Annotated in this window: 32 protein-coding genes; 19 read left to right on the top strand and 13 right to left on the bottom strand. The window is 67.2% G+C overall.

The window, feature by feature from the left end; genetic code table 11:
* Positions 1 to 35: 35 nt before the first annotated feature.
* The 5 genes from AWC12_RS27730 to AWC12_RS27750 all read left to right on the top strand — a co-directional run bounded on the left by AWC12_RS27730 (position 36) and on the right by AWC12_RS27750 (position 4164).
* Entirely contained in the window at positions 36 to 719 is a 684-nt protein-coding gene (locus AWC12_RS27730) for a 5-oxoprolinase subunit B family protein (RefSeq protein ID WP_024446668.1), read from the top strand.
* Positions 716 to 1612 carry a 5-oxoprolinase/urea amidolyase family protein gene (locus tag AWC12_RS27735; protein ID WP_085178233.1) on the top strand — a complete coding sequence of 299 codons (897 nt, stop codon included), beginning with the start codon at positions 716 to 718 and terminating at the stop codon, positions 1610 to 1612. The genes AWC12_RS27730 and AWC12_RS27735 overlap by 4 nt, the downstream gene beginning before the upstream one ends.
* A gap of 33 nt (positions 1613 to 1645) precedes the next feature.
* Positions 1646 to 2188: a GNAT family N-acetyltransferase gene (locus tag AWC12_RS27740; protein WP_024446666.1), complete on the top strand. Its 543-nt coding sequence runs from the start codon at positions 1646 to 1648 to the stop codon at positions 2186 to 2188.
* 120 nt (positions 2189 to 2308) lie between these two features.
* Entirely contained in the window at positions 2309 to 3451 is a 1143-nt protein-coding gene (locus AWC12_RS27745) for a uroporphyrinogen-III synthase (protein ID WP_024446665.1), read from the top strand.
* The gene (locus tag AWC12_RS27750; protein WP_085178137.1) at positions 3448 to 4164 is read left to right on the top strand and encodes a sirohydrochlorin chelatase; all 717 of its coding nucleotides are present in this window, start codon (positions 3448 to 3450) and stop codon (positions 4162 to 4164) included. Before AWC12_RS27745 ends, AWC12_RS27750 begins: the two co-directional genes overlap by 4 nt.
* Here the strand turns inward: AWC12_RS27750 and fdxA are convergent.
* The 3 genes from fdxA to nirB form a co-directional block, all read right to left on the bottom strand.
* On the bottom strand, positions 4161 to 4514 hold the full coding sequence (gene fdxA / locus AWC12_RS27755; protein WP_024446663.1) for a ferredoxin: 354 nt from the start codon (positions 4512 to 4514) through the stop codon (positions 4161 to 4163). The two genes, AWC12_RS27750 and fdxA, sit on opposite strands and share 4 nt — an antisense overlap.
* 125 nt (positions 4515 to 4639) lie before the next feature.
* Positions 4640 to 4999 carry a nitrite reductase small subunit NirD gene (gene nirD, locus AWC12_RS27760; protein WP_085178138.1) on the bottom strand — a complete coding sequence of 120 codons (360 nt, stop codon included), beginning with the start codon at positions 4997 to 4999 and terminating at the stop codon, positions 4640 to 4642.
* A gap of 6 nt (positions 5000 to 5005) precedes the next feature.
* On the bottom strand, positions 5006 to 7564 hold the full coding sequence (gene nirB / locus AWC12_RS27765; protein WP_085178139.1) for a nitrite reductase large subunit NirB: 2559 nt from the start codon (positions 7562 to 7564) through the stop codon (positions 5006 to 5008).
* A gap of 199 nt (positions 7565 to 7763) precedes the next feature.
* On the opposite strand from nirB, the gene AWC12_RS27770 reads away from it, so the two are divergent.
* From AWC12_RS27770 to AWC12_RS27780, 3 genes are all read left to right on the top strand, one after another.
* Positions 7764 to 8195, top strand: coding sequence for an Hsp20/alpha crystallin family protein (locus AWC12_RS27770; RefSeq protein WP_024446660.1), 432 nt, complete (start codon positions 7764 to 7766; stop codon positions 8193 to 8195).
* 68 nt (positions 8196 to 8263) lie between these two features.
* Positions 8264 to 8695 (top strand): hypothetical protein, encoded by a 432-nt coding sequence (locus AWC12_RS27775; protein ID WP_024446659.1) that lies wholly within the window; start codon positions 8264 to 8266, stop codon positions 8693 to 8695.
* 99 nt (positions 8696 to 8794) lie between these two features.
* Positions 8795 to 9859 (top strand): GGDEF domain-containing protein, encoded by a 1065-nt coding sequence (locus AWC12_RS27780; protein ID WP_085178140.1) that lies wholly within the window; start codon positions 8795 to 8797, stop codon positions 9857 to 9859.
* Between the two features lie 13 nt (positions 9860 to 9872).
* Here AWC12_RS27780 and AWC12_RS27785 read toward each other — a convergent pair whose 3' ends face one another.
* From AWC12_RS27785 to AWC12_RS27815, 6 genes are all read right to left on the bottom strand, one after another.
* The gene (locus AWC12_RS27785; protein WP_085178141.1) at positions 9873 to 10436 is read right to left on the bottom strand and encodes a hypothetical protein; all 564 of its coding nucleotides are present in this window, start codon (positions 10434 to 10436) and stop codon (positions 9873 to 9875) included.
* Positions 10437 to 10438: 2 nt separating this feature from the next.
* Positions 10439 to 10975: a DUF6286 domain-containing protein gene (locus AWC12_RS27790; RefSeq protein ID WP_085178142.1), complete on the bottom strand. Its 537-nt coding sequence runs from the start codon at positions 10973 to 10975 to the stop codon at positions 10439 to 10441.
* On the bottom strand, positions 10972 to 11346 hold the full coding sequence (locus AWC12_RS27795; protein ID WP_085178143.1) for an Asp23/Gls24 family envelope stress response protein: 375 nt from the start codon (positions 11344 to 11346) through the stop codon (positions 10972 to 10974). Before AWC12_RS27795 ends, AWC12_RS27790 begins: the two co-directional genes overlap by 4 nt.
* Positions 11339 to 11518: a hypothetical protein gene (locus AWC12_RS27800; protein ID WP_064284027.1), complete on the bottom strand. Its 180-nt coding sequence runs from the start codon at positions 11516 to 11518 to the stop codon at positions 11339 to 11341. Before AWC12_RS27800 ends, AWC12_RS27795 begins: the two co-directional genes overlap by 8 nt.
* A 262-nt stretch (positions 11519 to 11780) precedes the next feature.
* The gene (locus tag AWC12_RS27810) at positions 11781 to 12095 is read right to left on the bottom strand and encodes a hypothetical protein (protein WP_085178145.1); all 315 of its coding nucleotides are present in this window, start codon (positions 12093 to 12095) and stop codon (positions 11781 to 11783) included.
* Positions 12095 to 12559 (bottom strand): Asp23/Gls24 family envelope stress response protein, encoded by a 465-nt coding sequence (locus AWC12_RS27815; RefSeq protein ID WP_085178146.1) that lies wholly within the window; start codon positions 12557 to 12559, stop codon positions 12095 to 12097. Before AWC12_RS27815 ends, AWC12_RS27810 begins: the two co-directional genes overlap by 1 nt.
* Positions 12560 to 12700: 141 nt before the next feature.
* Between AWC12_RS27815 and AWC12_RS27820 the strand changes: the two genes are divergently transcribed.
* Positions 12701 to 13138, top strand: a complete 438-nt coding sequence (locus AWC12_RS27820; protein ID WP_024446652.1) for a universal stress protein — start codon at positions 12701 to 12703, stop codon at positions 13136 to 13138.
* 149 nt (positions 13139 to 13287) lie between these two features.
* Positions 13288 to 13719 carry a hypothetical protein gene (locus AWC12_RS27825; RefSeq protein ID WP_085178147.1) on the top strand — a complete coding sequence of 144 codons (432 nt, stop codon included), beginning with the start codon at positions 13288 to 13290 and terminating at the stop codon, positions 13717 to 13719.
* A 4-nt stretch (positions 13720 to 13723) separates the two neighbouring features.
* Here AWC12_RS27825 and AWC12_RS27830 read toward each other — a convergent pair whose 3' ends face one another.
* Positions 13724 to 14485: an isocitrate lyase/PEP mutase family protein gene (locus tag AWC12_RS27830; RefSeq protein WP_024446650.1), complete on the bottom strand. Its 762-nt coding sequence runs from the start codon at positions 14483 to 14485 to the stop codon at positions 13724 to 13726.
* A gap of 113 nt (positions 14486 to 14598) precedes the next feature.
* On the opposite strand from AWC12_RS27830, the gene AWC12_RS27835 reads away from it, so the two are divergent.
* The 5 genes from AWC12_RS27835 (at position 14599) to AWC12_RS31770 (ending at position 19053) form a co-directional block, all read left to right on the top strand.
* A complete protein-coding gene (locus AWC12_RS27835; protein WP_024446649.1) occupies positions 14599 to 14901 on the top strand; it encodes an Rv0250c family protein in 303 nt (100 codons plus the stop codon).
* A 73-nt stretch (positions 14902 to 14974) separates the two neighbouring features.
* Positions 14975 to 15793, top strand: a complete 819-nt coding sequence (locus tag AWC12_RS27840) for a succinate dehydrogenase subunit SdhC (protein WP_024446648.1) — start codon at positions 14975 to 14977, stop codon at positions 15791 to 15793.
* A gap of 49 nt (positions 15794 to 15842) precedes the next feature.
* A complete protein-coding gene (locus AWC12_RS27845; protein ID WP_085178148.1) occupies positions 15843 to 17768 on the top strand; it encodes a fumarate reductase/succinate dehydrogenase flavoprotein subunit in 1926 nt (641 codons plus the stop codon).
* A 2-nt stretch (positions 17769 to 17770) separates the two neighbouring features.
* The gene (locus tag AWC12_RS27850; RefSeq protein ID WP_024446646.1) at positions 17771 to 18523 is read left to right on the top strand and encodes a succinate dehydrogenase/fumarate reductase iron-sulfur subunit; all 753 of its coding nucleotides are present in this window, start codon (positions 17771 to 17773) and stop codon (positions 18521 to 18523) included.
* Between the two features lie 44 nt (positions 18524 to 18567).
* The gene (locus AWC12_RS31770; protein WP_085178149.1) at positions 18568 to 19053 is read left to right on the top strand and encodes a hypothetical protein; all 486 of its coding nucleotides are present in this window, start codon (positions 18568 to 18570) and stop codon (positions 19051 to 19053) included.
* A 13-nt stretch (positions 19054 to 19066) separates the two neighbouring features.
* On the opposite strand, the gene AWC12_RS27860 is transcribed toward AWC12_RS31770, so the two are convergent.
* Complete coding sequence (locus AWC12_RS27860) at positions 19067 to 19525, bottom strand: Lrp/AsnC family transcriptional regulator (protein ID WP_085178150.1); 459 nt, start codon at positions 19523 to 19525, stop codon at positions 19067 to 19069.
* Positions 19526 to 19585: 60 nt separating this feature from the next.
* Between AWC12_RS27860 and AWC12_RS27865 the strand changes: the two genes are divergently transcribed.
* The 3 genes from AWC12_RS27865 to AWC12_RS30760 all read left to right on the top strand — a co-directional run bounded on the left by AWC12_RS27865 (position 19586) and on the right by AWC12_RS30760 (position 22074).
* Positions 19586 to 21319 (top strand): acyl-CoA dehydrogenase family protein, encoded by a 1734-nt coding sequence (locus AWC12_RS27865; RefSeq protein ID WP_024446643.1) that lies wholly within the window; start codon positions 19586 to 19588, stop codon positions 21317 to 21319.
* A gap of 90 nt (positions 21320 to 21409) precedes the next feature.
* On the top strand, positions 21410 to 21853 hold the full coding sequence (locus AWC12_RS27870) for a rhodanese-like domain-containing protein (protein ID WP_085178151.1): 444 nt from the start codon (positions 21410 to 21412) through the stop codon (positions 21851 to 21853).
* Between the two features lie 59 nt (positions 21854 to 21912).
* Positions 21913 to 22074 (top strand): hypothetical protein, encoded by a 162-nt coding sequence (locus tag AWC12_RS30760; RefSeq protein WP_110802514.1) that lies wholly within the window; start codon positions 21913 to 21915, stop codon positions 22072 to 22074.
* A gap of 30 nt (positions 22075 to 22104) precedes the next feature.
* Here AWC12_RS30760 and AWC12_RS27875 read toward each other — a convergent pair whose 3' ends face one another.
* A complete protein-coding gene (locus tag AWC12_RS27875; RefSeq protein WP_024446641.1) occupies positions 22105 to 22614 on the bottom strand; it encodes a flavin reductase family protein in 510 nt (169 codons plus the stop codon).
* Positions 22615 to 22731: 117 nt separating this feature from the next.
* Here AWC12_RS27875 and AWC12_RS27880 point away from each other — a divergent pair, with 117 nt between their 5' ends.
* Positions 22732 to 23382, top strand: a complete 651-nt coding sequence (locus AWC12_RS27880) for a GAP family protein (RefSeq protein ID WP_085178152.1) — start codon at positions 22732 to 22734, stop codon at positions 23380 to 23382.
* On the opposite strand, the gene pe is transcribed toward AWC12_RS27880, so the two are convergent.
* Complete coding sequence (gene pe / locus AWC12_RS27885) at positions 23379 to 24524, bottom strand: acyltransferase PE (RefSeq protein ID WP_024446639.1); 1146 nt, start codon at positions 24522 to 24524, stop codon at positions 23379 to 23381. The two genes, AWC12_RS27880 and pe, sit on opposite strands and share 4 nt — an antisense overlap.
* Positions 24525 to 24528 lie beyond the last annotated feature (4 nt).

Below are 24528 nucleotides of genomic sequence, written 5' to 3' on the forward strand. Positions count from 1 at the left end.
GAGACTTCAAACCTACTCGGCGGTAGCTTTGGTAGATGAGCGTGACTGCGGATGAGTTGGACACAGTGCGCACCGGGGGCGTACGGCGGATCCTGGACTACGGAGATCGGGCGCTGCTGCTCGAATTCGACACCAGCGCAGAGGTACTGGCATGGACGGAGGCTGTCCGAGCGGCCGACCTGCTCGGCGTGGTGGACATCGTGCCTGCCGCCAGGACGATCCTGGTGAAGCTGGCGGGCAGCCGCTACCAGGCGCCGACCCGGCAGCGCCTCGGTGCGGTACGGGTGTCCGAAGCACAGGTCGCCGAGTCGGCAACCCCCTCGGAAGCCGACGTCGTCATCGACGTCGTCTACGACGGGGACGACCTCGACGAGGTGGCCCGGCTGACGGGGCTGAGCACCGCCGAGGTCGTCGCCGCCCATACCGGAACGTTGTGGCGGGTCGGATTCAGCGGTTTCGCACCGGGTTTCGCGTACCTGATCGGGGGAGACGAGCGCCTCGCCGTCCCGCGCCGATCCGAACCGCGAACCAAGGTGCCTGTCGGCGCCGTGGGCCTGGCCGGCGAGTTCAGCGGCGTCTACCCGCGTGAATCCCCCGGCGGCTGGCAACTGATCGGCCGCACTTCGGCGGTGTTGTGGGACGTCGACAGAGACCCACCGGCGCTGCTGACGCCGGGTATGTGGGTGCGGTTCGCCGCAACCGAGGAGGCGCGGTCATGAGCGGGGTGAGGCTGGAGGTCCTGCAGACCGGGCCGCTCGCCCTTGTCGAAGATCTCGGCCGCGCCGGGCTGTCCCACATGGGCGTGACCCGCTCGGGGGCGGCCGACCGCCGCGCCCACTCGCTGGCCAACCGCCTCGTCGCCAACCCCGACGACCGCGCCACCGTCGAGATCACGCTCGGGGGCTTCACCGCGCGCGTTCACGGCGGAAACGGCGAGGGCGTCGCGATTGCCGTCACCGGCGCCGACGCCGACCCGGCGGTCAACGGAGTCCCGTTCGGCACCAACAGCATTCATCATGTCCACGATGGCGAGGTGATCTCGCTCGGACCGCCGAGGTCGGGATTGCGCTCCTACCTGGCGGTGCGGGGCGGCATCGACGTCGAGCCGGTGCTCGGGTCGCGCAGTTACGACGTGATGTCGGCGATCGGGCCGCTACCACTGCAGCGCGGCGACATGCTCCCCGTCGGCATGCACACCGACGATTTCCCCGAGCTGGATCAGGCACCGGTGGCGGCGATCGCCGACGCGCCGCTCGAGCTCAAGGTCGTGCCCGGCCCGCGCGACGACTGGTTCGTCGACCCCGACGTGCTGGTCCGCACCAACTGGCAGGTCACCAACCGCAGTGATCGCGTCGGCATGCGGCTGGTCGGCATGCCGCTGGAGTACCGCTGGCCCGACCGGCAGTTGCCCAGCGAAGGCGCCACCCGGGGCGCGATCCAGGTTCCCCCCAACGGGTTCCCGGTCATCCTCGGCCCCGACCATCCGGTGACCGGCGGCTACCCGGTGATCGGTGTGGTCACCGACGACGACGTCGACAAGATCGCACAGGCCCGGCCAGGCCAGACCGTCAGGCTGCACTGGTCGCGGCCGAGACGCCCGTTCGAGGACTAACGACTTCTCACGAACGCTGGTAGACACACAGGTGTGCGCGCACGACTCGTCCACACCTCCGATCTCGACGACGAGACCCGCGAGGACGCCCGCCGGATGGTCATCGATGCGTTCGATGGTGACTTCGCCGACGACGACTGGGAGCACGCCCTCGGCGGTATGCACGCGCTGATCTGTCAGCGCGGCGAGGTGATCGGACATGCGGCTGTCGTCCAACGCAGGCTCTACTACGGGGACGTGGCACTGCGCTGCGGCTACGTCGAGGCCGTCGCCGTCGCCCAGGAGCACCGCGGACAAGGCCTCGGCGGGGTTCTGATGGACGCGGTCGAACAGGTGGTCCGCGGCGGCTACCACCTCGGGGCTCTCGGTGCCAGCGAGCTCGGCGAGCCGCTCTACACCAGCCGCGGCTGGATCCAGTGGAAGGGGCCGACGTCGGTGCTCGCACCCGTCGGGTTGACGCCCACGCCCGACGATGACGGTGGCGTGTTCGTGCTGGTGGGCGAGCTACCTCCGCAGCTGACGCTGGACCCGACGGCTCCGATCGCCTGCGATTGGCGTAACGGCGACGTGTGGTGAGCTGACCTCACAGCCGGTGCCTGTCCGCGGTGAACGGAATTTCATCCCTTGAGCGGGGGTGACACCGCTGCGCAACGATCGCTTAATCACCCCGAAACACGACATGCATAGACATTGGGCATGAGTGAGCCGGACTGGGCGCCGCTCACCGGATTCCGGGTTGCGGTCACTTCCGCGCGGCGCGCTGACGAACTGAGTGCGCTGCTGCGTCGCCGTGGCGCGACGGTCACCAGCGCTGCAGCGATCGAGATGGTGCCGCTGCCCGACGACGACGAGCTGCGCGAGCGCACGCAATCGCTGATCGACACACCACCGGACATCGTCGTCGCCACCACGGGCATCGGCTTCCGCGGGTGGATCGCCGCAGCCGACGGCTGGGGTATGGCCACCGATCTGACCGCCGCCCTGAGCAAGGCCCGCATCGTCTCCCGAGGCCCGAAAGCCACCGGAGCGCTGCGCGCGGCGGGGCTTCCGGAGGAGTGGTCGCCGGAATCGGAATCCTCCCGCGAGGTGCTGCACTACCTCGTCGAAGGCGGCATCGCGGGCACTCGCATCGCGGTGCAATTGCACGGCGCCACCGCAGAATGGGACCCCTTCCCTGAGTTTCTCGACGAATTACGCGCCGCAGGAGCCGAAGTCGTGCCGATCCGGGTCTACCGCTGGCATCCGGCACCGCGCAACGGCGAGTTCGACGCACTGGTCGCCGGCATCGCCGAAGAGAAGTTCGACGCCGTCAGCTTCACCTCGGCGCCGGCCGTCGCATCGGTGCTGATGCGTGCCACGGAGATGGGCCTCGAGGCGGAAGTATTGTCGGCCTTGCGTAACGGCGTGCACGCGATGTGCGTCGGGCCGGTCACCGCCCGACCGCTGGTTCGACTCGGTGTGCCGACGTCGGCGCCTGAGCGAATGCGATTGGGGGCGTTGGCCCGTCACATCACCGACGAGCTGCCGCTGCTGCAGGCCCGCACCGTCCGGGTCGCCGGACACCTGCTGGAGATCCGCGGCAACTGCGTGCTCGTCGACGGTGCGGTGAAGGCGCTGTCCCCCGCGGCGATGGCGACGATGCGCGCACTGGCTCTGCGGCCGGGCGCGGTGGTGTCGCGAACGGACCTGTTGCGGGCACTGCCGGGCTGCGGCACCGATACCCACGCCGTCGAAACGGCGGTGCTGCGGCTGCGAACTGCCCTGGGCGACAAGAAGATGGTCGCCACGGTTGTCAAACGCGGATACCGGCTCCCGGTCGACGAGGCGTTCGCGTCATGAGCCTGCTCCTGGTGGCACACGGCACGCGTAAACAGAGCGGGGTGTCGCTGATCGGCGACATCGCCGCGCAGGTGTCCTCGGCGCTGGACCGACCCGTCCGCGTCGCGTTCGTCGACGTCCTCGGCCCGACCCCGTCGGAACTGCTGCGCGAAAACCTCGACCGCCCGACGGTCCTGGTTCCCGCGTTCCTGTCGCGTGGGTATCACGTCAGCCGCGACATCCCGTCACACGTCGAGCAGAGCGAGCACCCCCATGTCACCGTCACCCGCGCCCTGGGCCCCGACCCTGCGCTGGTTCGCGTCCTGGTCGAGCGTCTGATCGAAAGTGACTGGTGCCCAGACGATTCGGTGATCCTCGCCGCGGCGGGCACATCTGATCCGGTAGCGATGCGCGATCTACACACCACTGCCACATGGCTGTCGGCGACCATCGGATCGCGCGTCGAGCTGGCGTTCGCCGCCACCGGCGAACCTCGGATCGCCGACGCGGTGGCCGCGGTTCGGCGGCAGGGTCGCCGAGTCGTCGTCGCCTCATACCTGCTGTCCGACGGGCTTTTTCAGGACCGGCTGCGCGACAGCGGCGCCGACCTGGTCACCGACCCGCTCGGCACGCACCCCAGGGTGACGCGATTGATCGCCACCCGATTCCAGCGTGCCTGCGCGGCTCTGACCCCTTGGCGGCCCGTCGTCGCCGCGCTGTCGGCGAAAGGCTAGGGGTGCCGCTTCTCTGATGCCGGCAGGGAGGCCACCAGCGGGGTGTCCACCCCCACGCGTCCGACCTTCAATGCTCCACCCGGATCGCCGAGCGGCTCGTCGCGGCCCGGCAGTGTGAGGCTGAAGAACTCGGCGTTGTCAGCCATGAAGGCCAGCTCCTCGTCGGGCAGATCGGTCTCGTAGTAGATCGCGTCCACCCGGCAGGCGATGCGGCACGCGCCGCAGTCCACACACTCGTTGGGGTTGATGTACATCGCGCGGTCGCCCTCGTAGATGCAGTCCGCAGGGCACTCCGCCATACAGGACTTGTCGACGATGTCCACGCACGCGCTACCGATCACGTAGGTCATGCCGTCAACGGTAGAAACCGCCGCACCCGTCCACAGGGGCCAAAAGTCACCAATATTTCCCGCCGAAACTGCATTCCACGCGGCATTCCACGCGAAACGACCGCGTGGAATGCAGTTTCGGCGGATCAGGAGCCGACCTGGACCTCGCCGTCGGCGGTGATCCGCGTGGCGTAGACGGGCAGCGCGTGGTCGGGATTGTCGAGGCAACGGCCGTCGTCGAGCGCGAACGCCTGCTTCTTGATCGGCGACTGCACCGTCGGGCGGCCGGCGCGGTCACCGACGATGCCTCGCGAGATCACCGCCGCACCGGAGAACGGGTCGATGTTGCCGACAGCATGCAGGGTGCCGTCGTCGAGCCGGAACAGCGCGGCCTGTTCACCGTCGGGTAGCAGCACCCCGACCCCGCGGTTGGGGATCAGGAAGTCATACCGGCACGCGGTCGTCCACACCGTCGGCGCACTCGGCGCCTCATCAAGCAGTGTCACTGCGGGCTACCTTCCTACCTTCGGCATACCGATCGGCACCGGCGCGGGCACCTTGCGGCCCCCGTTCTCGGTGAACGTGATCGTCGGATCGGGAACGTCGGGGGCGTTGACGAACGAGACGAAGCGCGACAGCTTCTCGGGGTCTTCCAGCACGCCTTTCCACTCGCAGGCGTACCCGTCGACGTGGCGAGCCATGGCCGCCTCGAATTCGTCGGCCAAACCGAGGGAGTCGTCGCAGATCACCTCGCGCAGATGCTCCAGTCCCCGATCCTCCACCCACGGCGCGGTGCGCTGCAACCGGTCGGCGGTGCGGATGTAGAACATCAGGAATCGGTCGATGTAGCGCACCAGCGTCTCGTCGTCGAGGTCACCGGCGAGCAGTTCGGCGTGCCGTGGCGTCATGCCCCCGTTGCCGCCGACATAGAGGTTCCAGCCGTTCTCGGTCGCGATGACACCGACGTCCTTGCCGCGCGCCTCGGCGCATTCGCGCGCGCACCCCGAAACTCCCATCTTGATCTTGTGTGGAGAACGCAGCCCGCGATAGCGCAGCTCGAGGTTGATAGCCATCTGCACCGAATCCTGCTGGCCATAGCGGCACCAGTCACTGCCCACACAACTCTTCACCGTGCGCAGCGACTTGCCGTACGCCTGACCGGATTCCATGCCGCCCTCGACCAGTCTGCGCCAAATCTCGGGCAGTTGGTCCACCCGCGCCCCGAACATGTCGATGCGCTGACCGCCGGTGATCTTCGTGTACAGCCCGAAATCTCGGGCGATCTCGCCGATCAGGATCAGATGCTCGGGCGTGATGTCGCCACCGGGCACCCGGGGCACCACCGAGTAGCTGCCGTTGCGCTGGATGTTGGCCAGGAAGTGGTCGTTGGAATCCTGCAGCGACGCCTGCTCGCCGTCGAGGATGTGGTCCGAGCCCGTCGAGGCGAGGATCGACGCGACGACGGGTTTGCAGATGTCGCAACCCCTCCCGGTGCCGAAACGCTCGATCAGCCCGCTGAACGTGCGGATGGCGGTGGCGCTGACGATCTCGAACAGCTCGGCACGTGAATGAGAGAAGTGCTCGCACAACGCCTTCGACTGCTCCACGCCCTCGGCTTCGAGCAGCTGCTTGAGCAGCGGGATGCAGGATCCGCAGGACGTGCCGGCCTTGGTGCACTGTTTCAGCTGCGCGACGTCGCAGCAGCCGGTGCCGATCGCGTCGGTGAGATCACCTTTGGTGACGTTGTTGCACGAGCAGATCTGTGCGGCCGCGGGCAACGCGCCGATACCCAATTGTGCTGAGCCCGGGCCGGATCCGGCGGGTGCGATCAGTGCCATCGGGTCGCCCGGCAACGGCTCACCGACCATCGGTCGTAGGATTCCGTAGGCTGACGCGTCACCGACGAGGATGCCGCCCAGCAGGGTCTTTGCGTCGTCGGAGAGCACCAGTTTCGCGTATGTCTGGTTGACAGCGTCGTTGACGACCACCTCGAGGCAGTCCGGGGTCGTGCCCATCGCGTCACCGAAGCTGGCGACGTCGACACCCAGCAGCTTCAGCTTGGTCGACATGTCGGCTTCGGGGAATTCGGCGTGACCTCCGAGCAGGCGGTCTGCGACCACCTCGGCACTGGTGTAGCCCGGGCCGACCAGTCCATAGCAGCGTCCCACGATGGCGGCCACCTCGCCGATGGCATAGATATCGGGATCGCTTGTCACACAGGATAGATCGGTCAGCACGCCGCCGCGCTCGGCGATCTCGAGGCCCGCCTCCCGCGCCACCTCGTCGCGGGGGCGGACACCGGCGGCGAACACGACGACCCCGCAGTCGATGAACGTCTCGTCGCTGAGCGTCACCCGCAGCGATTCATCCACAGCGGAGCGCTTGAGCGGCCGGTTGCGCTGGGCCGGTTTGATGGACTCGGTGCCGACGCCGGTGTGCACGGTGATGCCCAGCTCGCCGATCATCCTGCCGAGCAGGGTGCCGCCGGCTTCGTCGAGCTGCTGGGCCATCAGTCGCGGAGACCGCTCGACGACATGGGCGTTGAGGCCGAAGCCCCGCAGCGCATTGGCGGCCTCGAGGCCGAGCAGGCCGCCACCGATCACCACACCGGCAGGCGCACTGCTGCTCTCGCAGGCCCGCTGCGCGGCGGCGCGGATCGCATCGAGGTCGTCGAGGGTCCGGTAGACGTGGCATCCCGGCAGGTCGCGCCCGGGCACGGGCGGCACGAATGCAGACGAGCCCGTCGCCAGCACCAGCGCGTCGTAGTCGAGCCGGTGGCCGTCCTCGGTCGTCACCGACTTCGCGGCGGGGTCGAGCCCCACCACGCGGTGCCCGAGCCGCACCTCGACCAGCTCGTCACCCGCATAGTCGTTGCCGGGTAGCGCCAGCAGCGCGCGGTCCCAGTGCTCGGTATAGCCGGTGAGCCCGACACGGTCATACGCCGCATCGAGTTCCTCAGCCAGAATCGTGATCCGCCAGCCATTCTCGGTGTCGCGGGACCGCAGAGCCTCGACGAACCGGTGACCGACCATGCCGTGGCCGACGACCACGACGTGCTTGTGTGACGCCATGAGCCTCACGCTAGGGAGCCCATATTGCCTTGATGTCGCCTCGTGTGAAGGGGCCATCACGGTGTTCTCACGATGGCGGAATTCACGCTGTGAGACGGTTCGCTGCCAGCGAACGCCCAGTTGGAACTTGCGCGTACCCGACTCATGTTATGGATATCGAGCCGGCACGGAGCCGGCCACGACACAGGAGATGAACACGATGAGCAATGTGGCGCTCTGGACGCGGCCGGCATTTGACACCGACCGCTTTATCCGCGAATTCTTCGGCCCCGCCACCGCGGGCGACTGGGCCAAGGGCATCAACCCGGCCGTGGAGGTCACCAGGGATGGCGACGACGCGGTGGTGCGGGTCGACCTGCCCGGCGTCGACGTCGAGAAGGACGTCACGGTCGAGGTCGACAGGGGCCGCCTCGTGATCCGAGGTGAGCGCCGCGACGAGCGCTCCGACGAGACCGCTGGCCGCACGATCAGCGAGGTGCGGTACGGCTCCTTCCGCCGCTCGTTCACGCTGCCCGCGCACGTCACCGGCGACGCCGTGACCGCGGGATACGAGGCGGGGGTGCTGACCGTACGGGTGGCCGGTGCCCACAAGGGCGCCGAAGCCCAGCGCATCGCCGTCGAGAGCAAGTAACCCGCTGAGAGCCAGCAGCGGTGGGAGCCTCCGGTTCCCACCGCTGTTCTGGATACAGTGCTCCCACCATGAGCCCATCACTGGGGATCGACACGGTCGTGACCGTGCTGGCGTCGGGCCTCATCTTCCTGTGGTCGCTCGTGCTCGGAATCTGGAAGTACCGCCAGATGGCAACCAGTCCGGACCACGTGGCACACCCCTACGTCGACATCGCCCATCGCGCCGCGCTGCTGTATGCATTCGCGACCATGCTGCTGGCGGTCTTCGTCGAGCTCAGCGCCTGGCCGACGTGGGCGAATCTCACCGCCGCGGCCGTCGTCGTGGCGTTCTTCGTCCTCGCGATCGCAACCTACGTCGCGCACGGCATCCGTCGGGACACGACCAACCAGTTCGAGAACGTCGACACCACGGTCAGACTGGCGATGGCCTCACTCATCGTCGGCGAGATCGGCGGTTTCGCCGTACTGCTGGCCGGTTTCGTCACCGGACAGTTCTTCTAGACTAAATCTAAATTGCTGTTCCTCCGCGAATATCGGCCTGATCTGTATAGTCGCCTGAGTATGAATTAGCTGACTAGCGATGGTCCGGGGGGTACTCGCTTGACGTCGAGGGTTCAGCGCTGGTGGGACGAACCCGACCACTTCGAGTGGGTCACCCAGTTCCTGCGCCAGCGCGGCTTTCTTCGCTCCACCCAGTTCGTGATGGCCACCGTTTCAGGGTCGGCCTCGCTGGTCACGCTCAGCTTCGTGGCCGGGCTCGGTTGGTCGGTCGAGGCGCGACTCGCCCTGGGCGTGCTGGGTGTGCTGTTCACCCTGGGCATGACCGCGTTCTGGCTGACGCGTTGGCCCACCCGCAGACAGTCGGAGATCGCGGTCACGGTTGGCACGCTGTTCGTCGCCATCTGGAGCATGGCCCAGCCCAGCACGTCGGTCGCAGTACTGGCGTGCACGGCCACCGCTGTGACCGGCGGTTACATCGCGTTCTTCCACAACACGCGGCTGCTGGTGTTCAACTTCGCCGTGGCGATAACCATCACGACCTCAGCGACGTGGCGGCTGGGCTCCGACACCGACATCGCCACCGCTGTGGCTGCCTTCTGGCTCGCCTGGTTCCCGAACGTCACGGTTCCACTGGCCATCCGCGGCATCACCAAGGCCATGGGCGCGTACGCCGAGCAATCCGGCTCGGATCCACTGACGGGACTGCTCAACCGCCGCGGGTTCGCGGACGCGATCGCCCACCAGCTCACCGAAGCACCGCCTTCTGCAACGCATCTGGGGCTGGTGATGGTCGATCTCGACTACTTCAAACTCGTCAACGACACCCACGGCCACGCAGCAGGCGACCGTGCACTGCAGGCCGTCGCGGAGCTGCTGCGTCAGCGCAGCCCGCACGGTGCCACGCTCTGCCGGGCCGGCGGGGAAGAATTCATCGTCGCCGTCGCCGGACCGCGAGGCGGCGCCGAATCTGTCGCCGGACAACTGTGCCGCGCGATCGCGGAGTTGCCGCAGAACGTCACGGCCAGCGTCGGGACCTGCAGCATCGCACTGGACCATCTGCGCACCCGCAACTCCGACGTGCTGATCGATGAGCTGATCGCGACTGCCGACACCGCGATGTATGTCGCAAAGCGCAACGGCGGCAATCAAGTTCAGTTGGGCTAGTGCCACTGCCCTGCTAGGCGACCGGACCCCGGCGGTTGCGTGCGGTGACCCGGACTCGCGTGCGCACGGCGACCCGCTCGCCGAGCATCTGGGCGACGGTCGCGGCGGTGTCGTCCGCTGCGAGCACCGCGAGCTCCAGCGAGCGACGTGCCGCGACCGTCGCAGTCAATGTGATGGTCGGAGCGCCGTTCTCGACGCTGGCACGGGCGCTCGCCTTGAGCACCGCTGGATGCTGCGCCAGGACATCGGCCGCAGCCGACGCCACCGCCGCCGCGTCGGCACTCAGCGTGCCGTCGGTGTTCGTGTCATCGGCAAGGCGCACATCGCGCACGCGCGGCGCACGCCGGTGCCCCGAAAGCCACCACAACCCGACGACGACGAGCACTGCGCCGACACCTCCGCAGGCCCACGGCCACCACGATGCATCGACATCCCGCAGGGCCGCGGCCAGCTGCACCGGCCTGCCGCCTGCGAGGCGGCCCTGCCACCACAGCACTGCCGCGGCACCCGCGGCGAGCAGCAGGAGGCCGATGAGGAAGACCGCGATGCGGTCCAGAAGCACAGTTGCACGCGTCATGGTCACTTCCTCCCCGCCAAGCGCACCCGGATGCGGGGCGCATGCTCCAGTGCTGCGAGTTCGGTTGTCACGGCCCGGTTCACCGCGTTCTTCAGTTCGGCCTCCGCGGTTCCCGACACCTCACATCGAACGGTGAGCGCCCGCCGGGAAGCGGTGGAGCGGGCCGAGATGACACCGGGTACGGCCTCCGCCGATGCGCTGGCGATCCTGGCGACATCGGTCACATCGACATAGACGGCTGTCTGTGCGGTCGCGCGTACGGCTCGGCGCCGCCGCGGTTTGACTGCCACCCCCACGAGGATGATCCCGACGACCCCGGCTGCGATGCCGGCGAAGGGTGTCCACGGCATCGGGGCCGAACCGTCGGCCGCACTGACCGCGTCGGCGATCCACGACGCTCCGCCGATCCACCCGGCGGCCACGAGCGCCTCGCGCACGCCGAGCCCACCGAGCACTATCAGGACCATCGCCGAAGCGGCGGCGAGGTAGCTGGCACCCGCGGGGGCCAGCGGTTGTGCACCTTCCCTAACCTGTGTCATTGCAGTACTTTCCGTCGTTCGCCCGGGTCAGGTGCGACGACGGACCGGACATGGACATCCACTCCGTCGACGACAAGGCCGCTCAGCTCGGACAGTCCGCGACCGACCCGGCGGCGCACTTCGGCCGTGGTTTCCGGCAGCGGCCGCCCCCACACCACCGCGACCTCCAGACTGGCTCGTACATGGTCGCCTGCGACGACGACGTCGACCCGCGGCAGCTCACGAAGAGCCAGCTTTCCGATGCCGTGGCTGGCTCTGACGATGCCGTCCACTTCCAGTGCCGTCGCGCAGGCGACCGCCTCGACGGCCTTGTCGCGGATCGTCAAGCTCCCCCGGGCGCCCGGGTCGTCGTCGCCGACCTGGTCAGCCACGGCCCCGGCCCCGCAGAATGCTCATCGCGTCGAATTCGCCGTCACGGTGTCCCCCGATGACGTAGCCGATGGCGCCGAGAACCAGCGCGAGCAGAAATCCGGTGAAGCCGCCCGCAGCCGCGGCCACCCCGAGAAGCAGTCCGGCCAGCAGACCGGCGGTTGCGGTGGTCATGAGTTTCCTCCAGTGTCACTATGTGTTCGAAAAGTGTTGTGGTGCAGCGTCGCAAAGCGGCGACGCCGCAGTCGGCGGGTGAGGCGCGACAGCGCGCGCGAGAACCTGGTCCGCCTGGTCACCATGATGGTGGGGCGCTGCTTGGGCGCCGGGCTTGTGGCCTGCAGCGCCGACATCAACGCCTCGGCAGATCCGCCGGCATCAGGATGATGCCGGCGGATTGCCTGGCGGCGCGCGCGACGACCAGCAGCGTCCGACATGGTCAGTCCGCGCCGGACGGTGACGTCATTGCGACCGCTTCCACGGTCACATCCACTGCGGCGCCGGGGAATTCGGCGGCCACGGCCGCTCGCACCGCGGCGGCGGTCTCCCGCACCGGGGTGTCGGCCCACGCGGTGATGTGCACGTCGATAGCACTCTCACCGACACGGATGCCGACCACCCTTCGGCCCGCGAGATGAGTTGCGATCTCACCGAACATCCCGGAGTGCAGATCGGCCACTCCCGGCAAGGCCCGCACGATGGCGTCGATCCTGTCGGCGGGTTCGGGCTGTTCGGCGGCTTCGTCGCGGCCCACTACTCGACCCTGGCGAGCCGACCGTCTGCCGGTTGATCGGGTTCGTCGTCACCGATGTACACGTCGTGCACCGTGATGTCGACCTCGACGACCTCCAGCCCCGTCATGCGCTCGATAGCCGCGATCACGTTGCGGCGGATGCCCGTGGCCAGGTCTGCGATGGAGACGCCGTATTCGGCGACGATGTCGATATCGACCGCTGCCTGCTTCTCGCCGACCTCGACCGAAACACCTTGTGCGTGGTTGACCGTGGCGCCGGGAATACGCTCCCGCAAGGCGCCGACTGCCCGACTCGCGCTGCCGCCCAGGGCATGCACGCCGGAAACCTCCCGTGCGGCCAGGCCGGCGATCTTCGACACCACGGTGTCGGCGATGCTGGTCTTCCCGTGCGTCGTGGTGAGTGGGCCAGGCTGGGTCGCGACCACCGACGTGGCCGGCGAAGCAGCGCTCTGGGTGTTGCTCATCTCTACTCCTTTCGCTGTTGTCATGACTGTTGGTCGGAGCCGACGCGGGAAACCGAATGTGCGAGCGATGTGACCTCACTCACCCACATCTTACTGTAAAGTAAGAACAAGTGTTCACTCAAAGTCGAGCAAGGAGCGCCCATGCCCAACTACCGCCTGATCGTTGTCGGAACCGACGGGTCGGACACCTCTCTACGCGCCGTCGACAAGGCCGCGTCCCTGGCTGCGGAGTCGGACGCCAAGCTGGTGATCGCCTCCGCCTACACCCCGCAGCGGCGCGACTCCGCCGGACCGGACCCCGATCAGCCGCGCCACCCGCGTGACACCCCGGTGGCCGATCTACTCACCGACGCCGCCGACCGAGCGAAGAACGCCGGCGCCCGCGACGTCGACGTCCGCGCGCTGGAGGGCACTCCCGCCGACGCGCTGGTCGACCTCGCCGCCGAACTCGGTGCGGATCTGCTCGTCGTGGGCAGCGTCGGGCTGAACTCCGTGGTGGGGCGTCTCGTCGGCTCCGTGCCGCGCATCGTGCAGCGGCGCGCCGAGACCGAGGTGCTGGTCGTCGAGACCTCGGGGTAACGGCTGCCGCTTCGGCCGCGCGCCGTGTCGCCGCTTCGCGTGGTGGAGGAATTGACGTTCGTCAAGATTGGCGACATCCTGAGAATCAGCCCGGACGGCGCGCGGACACCACCGTCGCGCCAGGACACCCTCCAGCAAAGGCTGCAGCGATGGCGATAGGCGACTACGACGTACTGGCGCGTGCGTCCCGCGTCCTGCGGGCAGTGCCGGAACCGGGGTGGTCGGCGATCGAACAGTCCGTCATCGAAGCCGTCCGGCGAACCCCTCGCGGAGGCTGGCCGATCGCCGTCGTCGACCCGGCGCCCGGGTCCGTCCCGGGCCGCATCCGCGTCAGCGACCTCGTCGTGCGGACTTTGGTCGCGCAGCAGTTGGCCGCCGATCCGGACCTCAAGCTCAGCGACGTCGAGGTCGAGATCGAAGGCGAGAACCTGCGGGCGGTCCGTATCGAGGTCAGTGGACGTTACGGCAGCGACCTGGCCCGAGCGGCCGAACGGGTCCGCGCACTCGCCGAGACCGTCGTCGCGGAGACGACGGGTCAGGACGCAGACGTGACCATCACCGTCATCGACGTCCACCGCTGAACCGCTACTTCCAGCGGTCGAGAATCTCCTTCGACCGCTCGGTCAGCGCCGCCTGCCAGAACGGTCCGAAACTGATGCGCGCCACCCCGAGCGGTCCGTACGACGCCGGATCCGATTGATCGGGGCGCGCGATCGCGTTGACGGGCAACGGCAGCTCGGACGTCAGACGCTTCATGACCTCGGGCGGATGGATTCCGACCGGGTAGAGCACGTCGGCTCCGGCGTCGGCAGCTTCCTTCAGTCGGGCGATCGCCCGATCCACCCGGTCGGCATCGTCGCCGTCCTGCCGCAGGAACAGGTCGGTCCTGGCGTTGACCACCACCCGCACGCCTGCTGCGTCAGCCGCGGCGCGCAGCCCGCCGACCAGTTCGGCGTGCTCGCCGGACGACCGCAGTCTGCCGCCCTCACTGTGCACCGTGTCCTCGATGTTGAGGCCGACGGCGCCCACTGACAGCAAACCTTCGATCAGCCGGTTCGGCGACTCGGCGTATCCCGATTCGATGTCGACCGACACCGGAACGTCCACTGCGGCGGTGATCTGCGCGACGCGGGTCAACACGTCGTCGAAGGTCATGCCTTCGTTGTCGGACTTGCCGACCGAGTCGGCCATCGGATGGCTGCCCACGGTCAGCGCGCTGAACCCGGCGCCCACCGCCAGGTTGGCCGACCACGCGTCCCACACCGTCGGCAGCACCACGGGATCGCCGGGCCGGTGCAGCGCCAGCAGCGCATCGGCACGGGACTTCAGAGACTCATCCATGGCCATGTGTTCCGTCATCTCCGCTCGTCAAAGTGATCTGTCTCACGCTGTCATCGGTGATTTCGCTAGCATCAATTGCGTACTGTGATCCATGACACCCTTCAGCCCAAGGAGGTCGCTTGTCCAGCACCAGCACCACCGAACTCGCCCAGCTTCACGAACTGATCGGAAGCCTCAGGCGATGCGTCACGTCGCTGGCGTCGCGATACGGGGACAGCCCTGCCACCCGGCGCATCGTCAACGACGCTGAACGCATCCTCAACGATATCGATCGTCTCGACATCGATGCCGAGGAGCTGGAACTCGCGCGGGGCGTCAGCCGGCACCATCACGTCGCCGAGCGGATTCCGATCCCGGACACCCAGTACGACACCGATTTCTGGCGCGGTGTCGACGACGAGGGTCTCGGCGGCACACGCTGAGATCGTGTGCCGGCTCTCCTGACACGGGGGAGGCGGCACCCCTCGGGGGACACAACTGCATCGAAAGGTAACTGTGAGCGCACCCACCGCCGACCGCAAAGCGACCGGCGTCTTCTCCCCTGGCCGTGCCCAGATCTCGCAGCGCACGCTTCGGACAGACAACTGGCTGAAGTCCCCCATCCTCACCGACCTGGGGTTCGCCGCGTTCATCATCTACGCGACGGTGCGCGCCTTCCAGCAGGACCACTACTACGTCGCCGACTACCACTACCTGACGCCGTTCTACTCGCCGTGCGTCAGCACCGGGTGCATTCCCGAGGCCTCGCACTTCGGCCAGTTCCTGCCCGACGTGTGGTGGCTGCCCTACGCCGCACTGTCACTGCCGTTCCTGCTGCTGTTCCGGCTGACGTGCTACTACTACCGCGGCGCCTACTACCGCACGGTGTGGCAGTCCCCCACCGCCTGTGCGGTGGCCGAACCGCATAAGAAGTACAGCGGTGAGACGAAATTCCCGCTGATCATCCAGAACACGCACCGGTACTTCTTCTACATCGCCGGCATCATCTCGGTGATCAACACCTACGACGCGATCATCGCGTTCCACTCGCCGTCCGGCTTCGGTTTCGGACTGGGCAACGTGATCCTGCTCGTCAACGTCGTCCTGCTGTGGACGTACACCATCTCGTGCCACTCCTGCAGGCACGTCGCCGGCGGGCGCCTGAAGCACTTCTCGAAACACCCTGTCCGCTACTGGATGTGGACCCAGATCAGCAAGCTCAACGTCCGGCACAAGCAGTACGCCTGGATCACGCTGGGCACCCTGATGTTCACCGACTTCTACATCATGCTGGTCGCCAGCGGAACCATCTCTGATCTGAGATTCATTGGCTGACAAGGTGATTGTCTCCCAGCGAATCGATCAGACGGACAAGTGAGGATCAATGAGTGAACTAGAACGGCACGAGTACGACGTCGTCGTGATCGGTGCCGGAGGCGCGGGACTGCGAGCGGTGATCGAGGCCAGGGAGCGCGGTCTGCGCGTGGCCGTGGTGACGAAATCGCTGTTCGGCAAGGCCCATACCGTGATGGCCGAAGGCGGTTGCGCCGCTGCGATGCGCAACGTCAACACCAAGGACTCGTGGCAGGTGCACTTCGGTGACACCATGCGCGGCGGCAAGTTCCTCAATAACTGGCGCATGGCCGAGCTGCACGCCCAGGAAGCCCCCGACCGCGTGTGGGAACTCGAAACCTACGGCGCGCTGTTCGACCGCACCAAGGACGGCCGGATCAGCCAGCGCAACTTCGGCGGCCACACCTACCCGCGCCTGGCACACGTCGGTGACCGCACCGGCCTGGAGATCATCCGCACGCTGCAGCAGAAGATCGTCTCGCTGCAGCAGGAAGACAAGAAAGAACTCGGCGACTACGACGCCCGCATCCGGGTGTTCCACGAGTGCTCGATCACCGAGATCATCAAAGACGGTGACCGGGTCGCCGGGGCTTTCGGCTACTACCGCGAGACCGGGAAGTTCGTGCTGTTCGAGGCACCCGCGATCGTGCTGGCCACCGGCGGCATCGGTAAGTCGTTCAAGGTGTCGTCGAACTCGTGGGAGTACACCGGCGACGGACACGCCCTGGCGCTGCGTGCCGGTTCGGGCCTGATCAACATGGAGTTCATCCAGTTCCATCCCACGGGCATGGTCTGGCCGCTGTCGGTGAAGGGCATTCTCGTCACCGAAGGCGTGCGCGGCGACGGCGGGGTTCTGAAGAACTCCGAGGGCAAGCGCTTCATGTTCGACTACATCCCCGACGTGTTCAAGGGTCAGTACGCCGAGTCCGAGCAAGAAGCCGACCAGTGGCTCAAGGACAACGACTCCGCGCGCCGCACCCCTGACCTGCTGCCCCGCGACGAGGTGGCCCGCGCCATCAACGAAGAGGTCAAGGCAGGCCGCGGAACCCCGCACGGCGGTGTGTATCTGGACATCGCGTCGCGCATGCCCGCCGAGGAGATCAAGCGCAGGCTGCCCTCGATGTACCACCAGTTCATCGAGCTCGCCGAGGTGGACATCACCAAGGACGAGATGGAGGTCGGCCCGACCTGTCACTACGTGATGGGAGGCATCGAGGTCGATCCAGACAGCGGCCAGGCCGCCACGCCGGGTCTGTTCGCCGCAGGCGAGTGCTCCGGCGGTATGCACGGTTCCAACCGGCTGGGCGGCAACTCGCTGTCCGATCTGCTGGTGTTCGGTCGCCGGGCAGGCCTGGGAGCATCGGATTACGTTCGGGCACTTGGTGATCGACCCTCTGTCTCGGAAGCGGCGCTCGAGCGCGCGGAGGCGTTGGCGCTGTCGCCGTTCGAAGCCAAGGACAACCCCGAGAACCCGTACACCCTGCACGCCGAGCTGCAGGAGTCGATGAACGACCTTGCGGGCATCATCCGCAAGGAGAACGAGCTCGAAGAGGCCCTCGTCAAGATCGACGAGCTGAAGAAGCGCTACGCCAACGTCGCTGTCGAGGGCGGCCGCATCTTCAACCCGGGCTGGCACCTGGCCATCGACTTGCGCAACATGCTCCTCGTCAGCGAGTGCGTGGCCAAGGCCGCGCTGCAGCGCACCGAGAGCCGAGGCGGGCATACCCGCGACGACCATCCGAAGATGGATTCGCACTGGCGCAACAAGCTGTTGGTGTGCCGGACGGTGGACGGTGCCGGTGACGAGCCGGGCGATCCGGTGATCCCCGAAGTCTCGGTGGCGGCGGAGCCCCAGCCGCCGATGCGGCCGGACCTGCTCGCGACGTTCGAACTGTCCGAGCTGGAGAAGTACTACACCGCAGAAGAGTTGCTCGAGCACCCCGAACAGAAGGGCTGATCATGCCTGCATACAACGCCAAGCTTCGGGTCTGGCGCGGCGACGAGGCCGGCGGCGAGCTGAAGGATTTCACCGTCGAGGTGAACGAGGGCGAGGTGGTGCTCGACATCATCCATCGCCTGCAGGCCACACAGACCCCTGACCTCGCGGTCAGGTGGAACTGCAAGGCGGGCAAGTGCGGATCCTGCTCGGCGGAGATCAACGGCCGTCCCCGACTGATGTGCATGACGCGGATGTCGACGTTCGGTGAGGACGAGGTCGTCACCGTCACCCCGCTGCGGACCTTCCCGGTGATGCGCGATCTGGTCACCGACGTGTCCTTCAACTACGAGAAGGCCAGGGAGATCCCGTCGTTCACGCCCCCCAAGGATCTGCAGCCGGGCGAGTACCGGATGGCGCAGGAGGATGTGAACCGGTCACAGGAGTTCCGCAAGTGCATCGAGTGCTTCCTGTGCCAGAACGTGTGCCACGTCAACCGTGACCACGAGGAGAACAAGCTGGCATTCTCCGGCCCTCGCTACCTGATGCGTCAGGCCGAACTGGACATGCACCCGCTGGACACCCACGGCCACCGCGCCGAGCAGGCGCAGGAAGAGAACGGCCTGGGCTTCTGCAACATCACCAAGTGCTGCACCGAGGTCTGCCCCGAGCACATCAAGATCACCGACAACGCGCTGATCCCGATGAAGGAACGGGCCGCCGACCGCAAGTACGACCCGGTGGTGTGGTTGGGCAACAAGCTGTTCCGGCGATGAGCGCTTGCGCGAAGAGCAGATGACGCAGGAAGTAGCCTCGCGAGATGACGGTCGAGCCTGCAGAGTCGCCGGAGGCCCGTGCCGTCGTCCGGTCGTCCAGGACTGAGAACAGCTACGCCGTCGCGGGTTCCATCTCCACGACGGACAGCGCGGTGGTGGCGGGCTCGATAGCCACGAACGGCAGCGCGGTGGTGGCGGGATCCGTCGCCACCGCGGGCAGCGCCGTCGTGGTGGGGTCGGTCGCCACAGCCGGCAGCGCGGCCGTCGCACGGTCGATCGCGACCTCGGGAAGCGCCGCCGTCGCGGGATCGATCGCGACCGCCGGTAGCGCCGCGATCGCGGGCTGCGTCCTGGCCGTCCTGTGCATCGTCTGCCGAGGTTGCCTGGCATGCCTTGCCTGCATCGCGTGCACGAAATGCAAAGCGTGCGTTGGATGTGTCAACTGCGAGGACTGTATCGGCTGCGTCGGCTGTGTGAACTGCACCGGACTGCGTAACGCCGTGGGCCTGCGCGACGTGCACGCCGCCTGATCACGCTGTCCGATCATGCTGGCGACAGTGCGCGACCGGTCAGCGGACTGGAGTAGACGACGTTCGTGGTGATCGGGCCGAGCGTGGCCAGACGGCCGGTGAGACGTTCCAGATCCGACATCGAGCGCGCCAGCACCTTCACGATGAAGCAGTCGTCACCCGTCACGTGGTGGGCCTCGACCACTTCAGGTGTGACGTCCAGCAGATCGTGCAGCGGCTTGTAGTTGCCCGACGGATACGCCAGCCGGACAAACGCCGTGATGGTGTAGCCCAGCGCCGCAGCCGAGACCGTCGCGGTGTAGCCGGTGATCACGCCGAGGTCGACGAGGCGGCGGACGCGGTCGGCCGTGGCGCTCGGAGACAACGTCACCGTCCGCGCCAGATCGGCGGTACTCATCCGGCCGTCGCTCTGCAGCGCCGCCAAGATGACTTCGTCGGTGCGGTCCAGCGCGATCCCGTTGTTGTCCGCCATAGCGGCGATGATCGCACCGAACGAGCTTCGCGGTCGGGCGACCGCGCTAGATTCGCGATCATGACCGCCTTACTGCTCAACCCCAACAACTTCGACCTGCAATGGCTGGACGCGGAGTCGCGGCGCCAGCTCAGCGCGCTGATCCACTGGTTCGAGGAGCGCGGCAAGGCGCGGTTGCTTCGCGACGATCTGGACGGCGCCTGGGTGTCCGACTTCCTGGACTTCGTGAAGCGGGAGAGGTTGTTCGCGACGTTCCTCACCCCGTCGGAGTTCGCCGGTGACGACCCGAACAAGCGGTGGGACACCTCGCGCAACGCCGTGCTCAGCGAGATCCTCGGCTTCTACGGTCTCTCGTACTGGTACGCCGAGCAGGTGACGATCCTGGGCCTCGGCCCGATCTGGCAGAGCGACAACGTGAAGGCCAAGGAGAAGGCCGCCGCCCAACTCGAAGCCGGCGGCGTGATGGCGTTCGGACTCTCCGAGCGTGAGCACGGCGCCGACATCTACAACACCGACCTGCTGCTGACACCTGCCGCCGACGGGGACGCGGAGGGGGTGCTGTTCCGCGCGTCCGGACAGAAGTACTACATCGGCAACGGCAACGTCGCCGGCATGGTGTCGGTCTTCGGACGTCGCACCGATGTGGACGGGGCGGACGGATACGTCTGGTTCGCCGCCGACAGCCAGCATGAGAACTATGAGCTGATCGACAACGTCGTGCACGGTCAGATGTTCGTCAGCAATTTCGCGCTCCACGACTACCCGGTGTACGAGGAGGACATCCTCGCCACCGGGCCCGACGCGTTCTCGGCCGCCCTCAACACCGTCAACGTCGGCAAGTTCAACCTGTGCAGCGGTTCGATCGGGATGTGCGAGCACGCCTTCTACGAGGCGATCAACCACGCCAACAACCGGATCCTGTACGGCAATCCGGTCACCGATTTCCCGCACGTACGCGCCAGCTTCGTCGACGCCTACGCACGACTGATTGCCATGAAGCTGTTCAGTGACCGCGCCATCGACTACTTCCGCAGCGCCGGACCGCAGGATCGCCGGTACCTGCTGTTCAACCCGGTGACGAAGTCGAAGGTCACATCCGAAGGTGAGCGGGTCGTCACGCTGCTGTGGGATGTACTGGCCGCCAAAGGGTTCGAGAAGAACACCTACTTCTATCAGGTGACCCGTCTCATCGGGGCGCTGCCGCGCCTCGAGGGCACCGTTCACGTCAACGTGGCGCAGATCCTGAAGTTCATGCCGAACTACATGTTCAATCCGGCCGACTACCCGCAGATCGGCACCCGCAGCGATCCCGCCGACGACGTCTTCTTCTGGTCGCAGGGCCCGGCGCGCGGGGCGTCGAAGGTGCAGTTCGCCGATTGGGCACCGGTCTACGAAAGGAACGCCGACATCCCCAACGTCGGTGTTTTCTATCAGCAGGTACAGGCCTTCAAGGATCTGCTGGCCACCGCTGCACCCGACGCCGACCAGCAGAGCGACCTCGACTTCGTCCTCGTCGTCGGGCATTTGTTCAGCCTCGTCGTCTACGGGCAGCTCATCCTCGAACAGGCCGAGCTGACAGGCCTGGAGCACGACCTCGTCGACCAGATCTTCGACGTGCAGGTGCGCGACTTCTCGGCGTATGCGGTGGCGCTGCACGGCAAGCCGAGCTCCACGGAGGCACAACAGCAGTGGGCGCTCGCGGCGGTGCGCAAGCCGGCGACCGACCCCGCCCGCTTCGGCCGCGTCTGGGATCAGGTGAAGAGCCTCGACGGCACCTACGAAATGCGGCCCTAGCGGCATAACGCCGTGGAAAGCACGGCCGAGAAGGCGATACGCCGGCGATCAGGCATTCCCCGCCCGACGGCGGCACTGTTCGATGGAGCAATGACCGTGATCGGCGCCCACGCCTTCTTCGCCGCCAAGCTCGCCCATGAGATCGACGCCGCCGACCTGGCCGCGGCCCGATCCTCGGGGAGCGGTCCGATCGTGGTGGACACCCGGTCGGCGGCGGCGTGGGACCAGGGTCATCTGCCAGGCGCACTGCACATCCCCGGCGGTGAACTCTCCGCACGTGCGGCAAGCGAGCTGCCGGACCGTGACGCCGACATCGTCGTCTACTGCTGGGGCCCGGGATGCAACGGCGCCACCAAGGCGGCTTTCACGCTCAGCGGCATGGGTTATCGGCGGGTGCGCGAGCTGATCGGCGGCTTCGAATACTGGGCCCGGGAGGGACTGTCGGTCGCCACGGCGCACGGGCGGACGAGGCGTGCACCGGACAGTCTGACCGCGGTGGCTCCCACCGATTTCACCGCCCGCGTCCAGGCTTGATTCACCACTTCGGGGGTACGCTCCAGGAAGCAGCCAATCACCGACGAAAGGCAGCTCTGATGTCGCTTCGGCAGCCTCATAGCATCAACGACATTCGCACCGCGATCCGCGAACTCAGCACCCGCGCCGACCTCGCCCGCAAAGAGGGCCGCAGCGCCGACGCCGCCGAACTGGACCAACGCGTCACCAAGTATCGCGAGGAACTCGCCGACCGGCCCTGAAGACAGGCGGCTTCGCGAAACCCGCGTGCGTCAGGCGCCGAGCCTGCGAAATGTGCTGCGGTGGAACACGATCGGCGGTACATCTGGATGCACGGTGATGTCGCTGACCCTCAGCACCACGATGGTGTGATCGCCCGCGGGTACCAGCTGTTCGATGCTGCTCTCCAGCCACACGCTGGTGCCGTGGATGAACACCGCGCCACGCTCCGACGACGCCGTCTGCAGCCCGGCGAAGCGGTCGCCGGTCTTGGCCGCCAGCGTGCGCGCGGCGTCGTCATGCGCCTCGCCGAGCACGCTGATGCCGAGGTAAGGCCGGTCCACGAGTTTGGGCCAGGTGGTCGACGAGTTCTGCACGCAGAACGACACCAGCGGCGGATCCAGGGAGACGGGGACGAATGTGCTCGCCGCCAATCCGACACGGGTGCCGTCCACCTCGGCCGCGATCGCAATGACGCCAGAGGGGAAGTGCCCGAACGCCTCCCGCAGTGAGGACGGGCTCAGGTCGGCCGGCTGGGCTTGATCGCCTTTGGTACCGCTCATCGACTCGATCCTCCCACGTGCCCCGGTGCGGCGGCCACGTGGCCATCTTCGCTGGGCCGCATGGATCTGGCCAGCGTCCGGATCAATCGGATCGCAAGCCGGTAACGTGACGCCATCATGTGGTTCCCGCTTCTGGTGATGGCCGTCGCCGTCAGCTTGGAGCCGTTCCGGATCGGCATGACCGTGGTGATGCTGAACCGCCCCCGGCCACTGCTACAGCTGGTCGCGTTTCTCGTCGGGGGCTTCGTCATGGGCACCGTCGTCGGTGTGACGGTGCTGTTCGTGCTGCGGCCCGCACTGGGGAACGCACATTTCACCCTGCCGAAGGTGCAGATCGCCGTGGGTCTGGTCGTGCTCGCCACGGCGGCCCTGGTGGGGGCTGGGTTTCTGGGCGGGGTGCGCGACCGGGAACCGGGCCGATTCCAGACGCGAGCCAAAAAACTGCTCACCGGCCGTTCGCTGTGGACGGCGGGCGCCGCGGGCCTCGGCATCGCTCTGCCGTCGGTGGACTATCTCGCAGCCCTCGCGCTGATCGCCGCGTCAGGAGCCGCGGCGTCCACGCAGTTCGGTGCACTGGTGGCGTTCAACGTGGTGGCGTTCGCACTCGTCGAGATCCCGCTGCTGTGTTACCTGGTGTCCCCGGACCGCACCCGCGCCGTGCTGTCGACGCTCAACGACCGGATCCGTGCGCGGGGCCGCTACGGGGTGTGCGCGCTGATGGCAGTCGTCGGCTGCGTGCTGCTTGCGGTGGGTTTCGCCAGCCTCTAGCGCGGTGCGGCGGTGGGCGGGTTGTTGAGCACGTACTGCAGACCGGCCAGCAACTGCGACACCGGGTCGGCGCCGCCGCCGAAGGCGGCCTGGGTGGCCGGCGCTGTGACCTCGGCGGGGTCGTAGCCGTTCACCGGATCGACGGTGACCGGAGCGGTGGCCGGATTGTCGTTGCGGGAATAGCCGGCATCGACGTAGGGCATCAGCACCTTGTCGAGTTCGATCAGCGTGTTCTTGTCGACCCCGAGGTACTTGAACGGTAGGACGAGCGGAAGATGCTCTTCGGGGATCATGATCGTCGTCGTCTTCGCGCCGCGGGAGTTGACTGTGGTCCTGATGTTCTGCGGCGGCACCATGCTGGGGTTGGTGAACGCGACTGCGGTGTGGCCGGTGGCCAGACCGACGATCGCGTTGGCCACCGACAGCCAGTTGTCCGGCCGGTCCGGCCAGTCGGCGATGCTGTCGTAGGCGGACACGAATTGGTAAGTGTCGTACTGACTTTCAACCGGCGCAGGAATCCGGTAGTCGAGGGAGGGGACGACGCTCCCGACCGGGAAGTTCTGCGTCAGGAAGCTCTCCCCGAACGCGTGCTTGCCGACGGGATTACCGTACGTGGCAAAGCTCAGCTGATCCGGCGGCGGCGCGGCGGGGTCGTAAGCGAGACGCGCCTGGACGTCGTCGAGCACGGATGCGCCCTCGGACAATCCGATCGCCGTGCCGGGGCCCCCTTCGCGGATCGCCGCGATGAGATTGGGACCGCCGACGTCGATGGACTCGCCGTAACTGGGACCGTCGAGCCCGAGACCGGGCACCACACGGTCCCCGAAGGCGCCGATCCCGGGGAACAACCGCTCCAGCGTGTGGCCTTGAACCTGGCCCGCCGGGTAGTCCACGATCTGGCGGTCCAGGCCGGGGAACCAGTCCGCACCGGTGCGCATGATGTACTCGTCGTACGGGATGCCGAGCACGTGCGCGCCGCCGAGCGCGTAGCCCTTACCCGGCGTCCCCCACGGCGTCGGACCACCCGCACCGGTTCCGGGAGGCGGCGGGGGCGGCTCGTCGGCCGTGGCGATCCCGAAACCGAAACAGCCTGTCGCACCGATGGTTACCGCGGCGGCCGCCGCAGCGAACTCTCTGCGCATCACT

The sequence above is a fragment of the Mycolicibacterium iranicum genome (genome assembly GCF_002101705.1).
GTDB classification, from domain to species: domain Bacteria; phylum Actinomycetota; class Actinomycetes; order Mycobacteriales; family Mycobacteriaceae; genus Mycobacterium; species Mycobacterium iranicum.

Coding starts and splice junctions, on each gene's coding strand:
- AWC12_RS27730 (WP_024446668.1), top strand. CDS start 36: ATGAGCGTGACTGCGGATGAGTTGGACACAGTGCGCACCGGGGGCGTA.
- AWC12_RS27735 (WP_085178233.1), top strand. CDS start 716: ATGAGCGGGGTGAGGCTGGAGGTCCTGCAGACCGGGCCGCTCGCCCTT.
- AWC12_RS27745 (WP_024446665.1), top strand. CDS start 2,309: ATGAGTGAGCCGGACTGGGCGCCGCTCACCGGATTCCGGGTTGCGGTC.
- AWC12_RS27750 (WP_085178137.1), top strand. CDS start 3,448: ATGAGCCTGCTCCTGGTGGCACACGGCACGCGTAAACAGAGCGGGGTG.
- fdxA (WP_024446663.1), bottom strand. CDS start 4,514: ATGACCTACGTGATCGGTAGCGCGTGCGTGGACATCGTCGACAAGTCC.
- nirB (WP_085178139.1), bottom strand. CDS start 7,564: ATGGCGTCACACAAGCACGTCGTGGTCGTCGGCCACGGCATGGTCGGT.
- AWC12_RS27770 (WP_024446660.1), top strand. CDS start 7,764: ATGAGCAATGTGGCGCTCTGGACGCGGCCGGCATTTGACACCGACCGC.
- AWC12_RS27775 (WP_024446659.1), top strand. CDS start 8,264: ATGAGCCCATCACTGGGGATCGACACGGTCGTGACCGTGCTGGCGTCG.
- AWC12_RS27785 (WP_085178141.1), bottom strand. CDS start 10,436: ATGACGCGTGCAACTGTGCTTCTGGACCGCATCGCGGTCTTCCTCATC.
- AWC12_RS27790 (WP_085178142.1), bottom strand. CDS start 10,975: ATGACACAGGTTAGGGAAGGTGCACAACCGCTGGCCCCCGCGGGTGCC.
- AWC12_RS27800 (WP_064284027.1), bottom strand. CDS start 11,518: ATGACCACCGCAACCGCCGGTCTGCTGGCCGGACTGCTTCTCGGGGTG.
- AWC12_RS27815 (WP_085178146.1), bottom strand. CDS start 12,559: ATGAGCAACACCCAGAGCGCTGCTTCGCCGGCCACGTCGGTGGTCGCG.
- AWC12_RS27820 (WP_024446652.1), top strand. CDS start 12,701: ATGCCCAACTACCGCCTGATCGTTGTCGGAACCGACGGGTCGGACACC.
- AWC12_RS27825 (WP_085178147.1), top strand. CDS start 13,288: ATGGCGATAGGCGACTACGACGTACTGGCGCGTGCGTCCCGCGTCCTG.
- AWC12_RS27830 (WP_024446650.1), bottom strand. CDS start 14,485: ATGGCCATGGATGAGTCTCTGAAGTCCCGTGCCGATGCGCTGCTGGCG.
- AWC12_RS27845 (WP_085178148.1), top strand. CDS start 15,843: ATGAGTGAACTAGAACGGCACGAGTACGACGTCGTCGTGATCGGTGCC.
- AWC12_RS27850 (WP_024446646.1), top strand. CDS start 17,771: ATGCCTGCATACAACGCCAAGCTTCGGGTCTGGCGCGGCGACGAGGCC.
- AWC12_RS31770 (WP_085178149.1), top strand. CDS start 18,568: ATGACGGTCGAGCCTGCAGAGTCGCCGGAGGCCCGTGCCGTCGTCCGG.
- AWC12_RS27860 (WP_085178150.1), bottom strand. CDS start 19,525: ATGGCGGACAACAACGGGATCGCGCTGGACCGCACCGACGAAGTCATC.
- AWC12_RS27865 (WP_024446643.1), top strand. CDS start 19,586: ATGACCGCCTTACTGCTCAACCCCAACAACTTCGACCTGCAATGGCTG.
- AWC12_RS27870 (WP_085178151.1), top strand. CDS start 21,410: ATGACCGTGATCGGCGCCCACGCCTTCTTCGCCGCCAAGCTCGCCCAT.
- AWC12_RS30760 (WP_110802514.1), top strand. CDS start 21,913: ATGTCGCTTCGGCAGCCTCATAGCATCAACGACATTCGCACCGCGATC.
- AWC12_RS27875 (WP_024446641.1), bottom strand. CDS start 22,614: ATGAGCGGTACCAAAGGCGATCAAGCCCAGCCGGCCGACCTGAGCCCG.
- AWC12_RS27880 (WP_085178152.1), top strand. CDS start 22,732: ATGTGGTTCCCGCTTCTGGTGATGGCCGTCGCCGTCAGCTTGGAGCCG.
- pe (WP_024446639.1), bottom strand. CDS start 24,524: ATGCGCAGAGAGTTCGCTGCGGCGGCCGCCGCGGTAACCATCGGTGCG.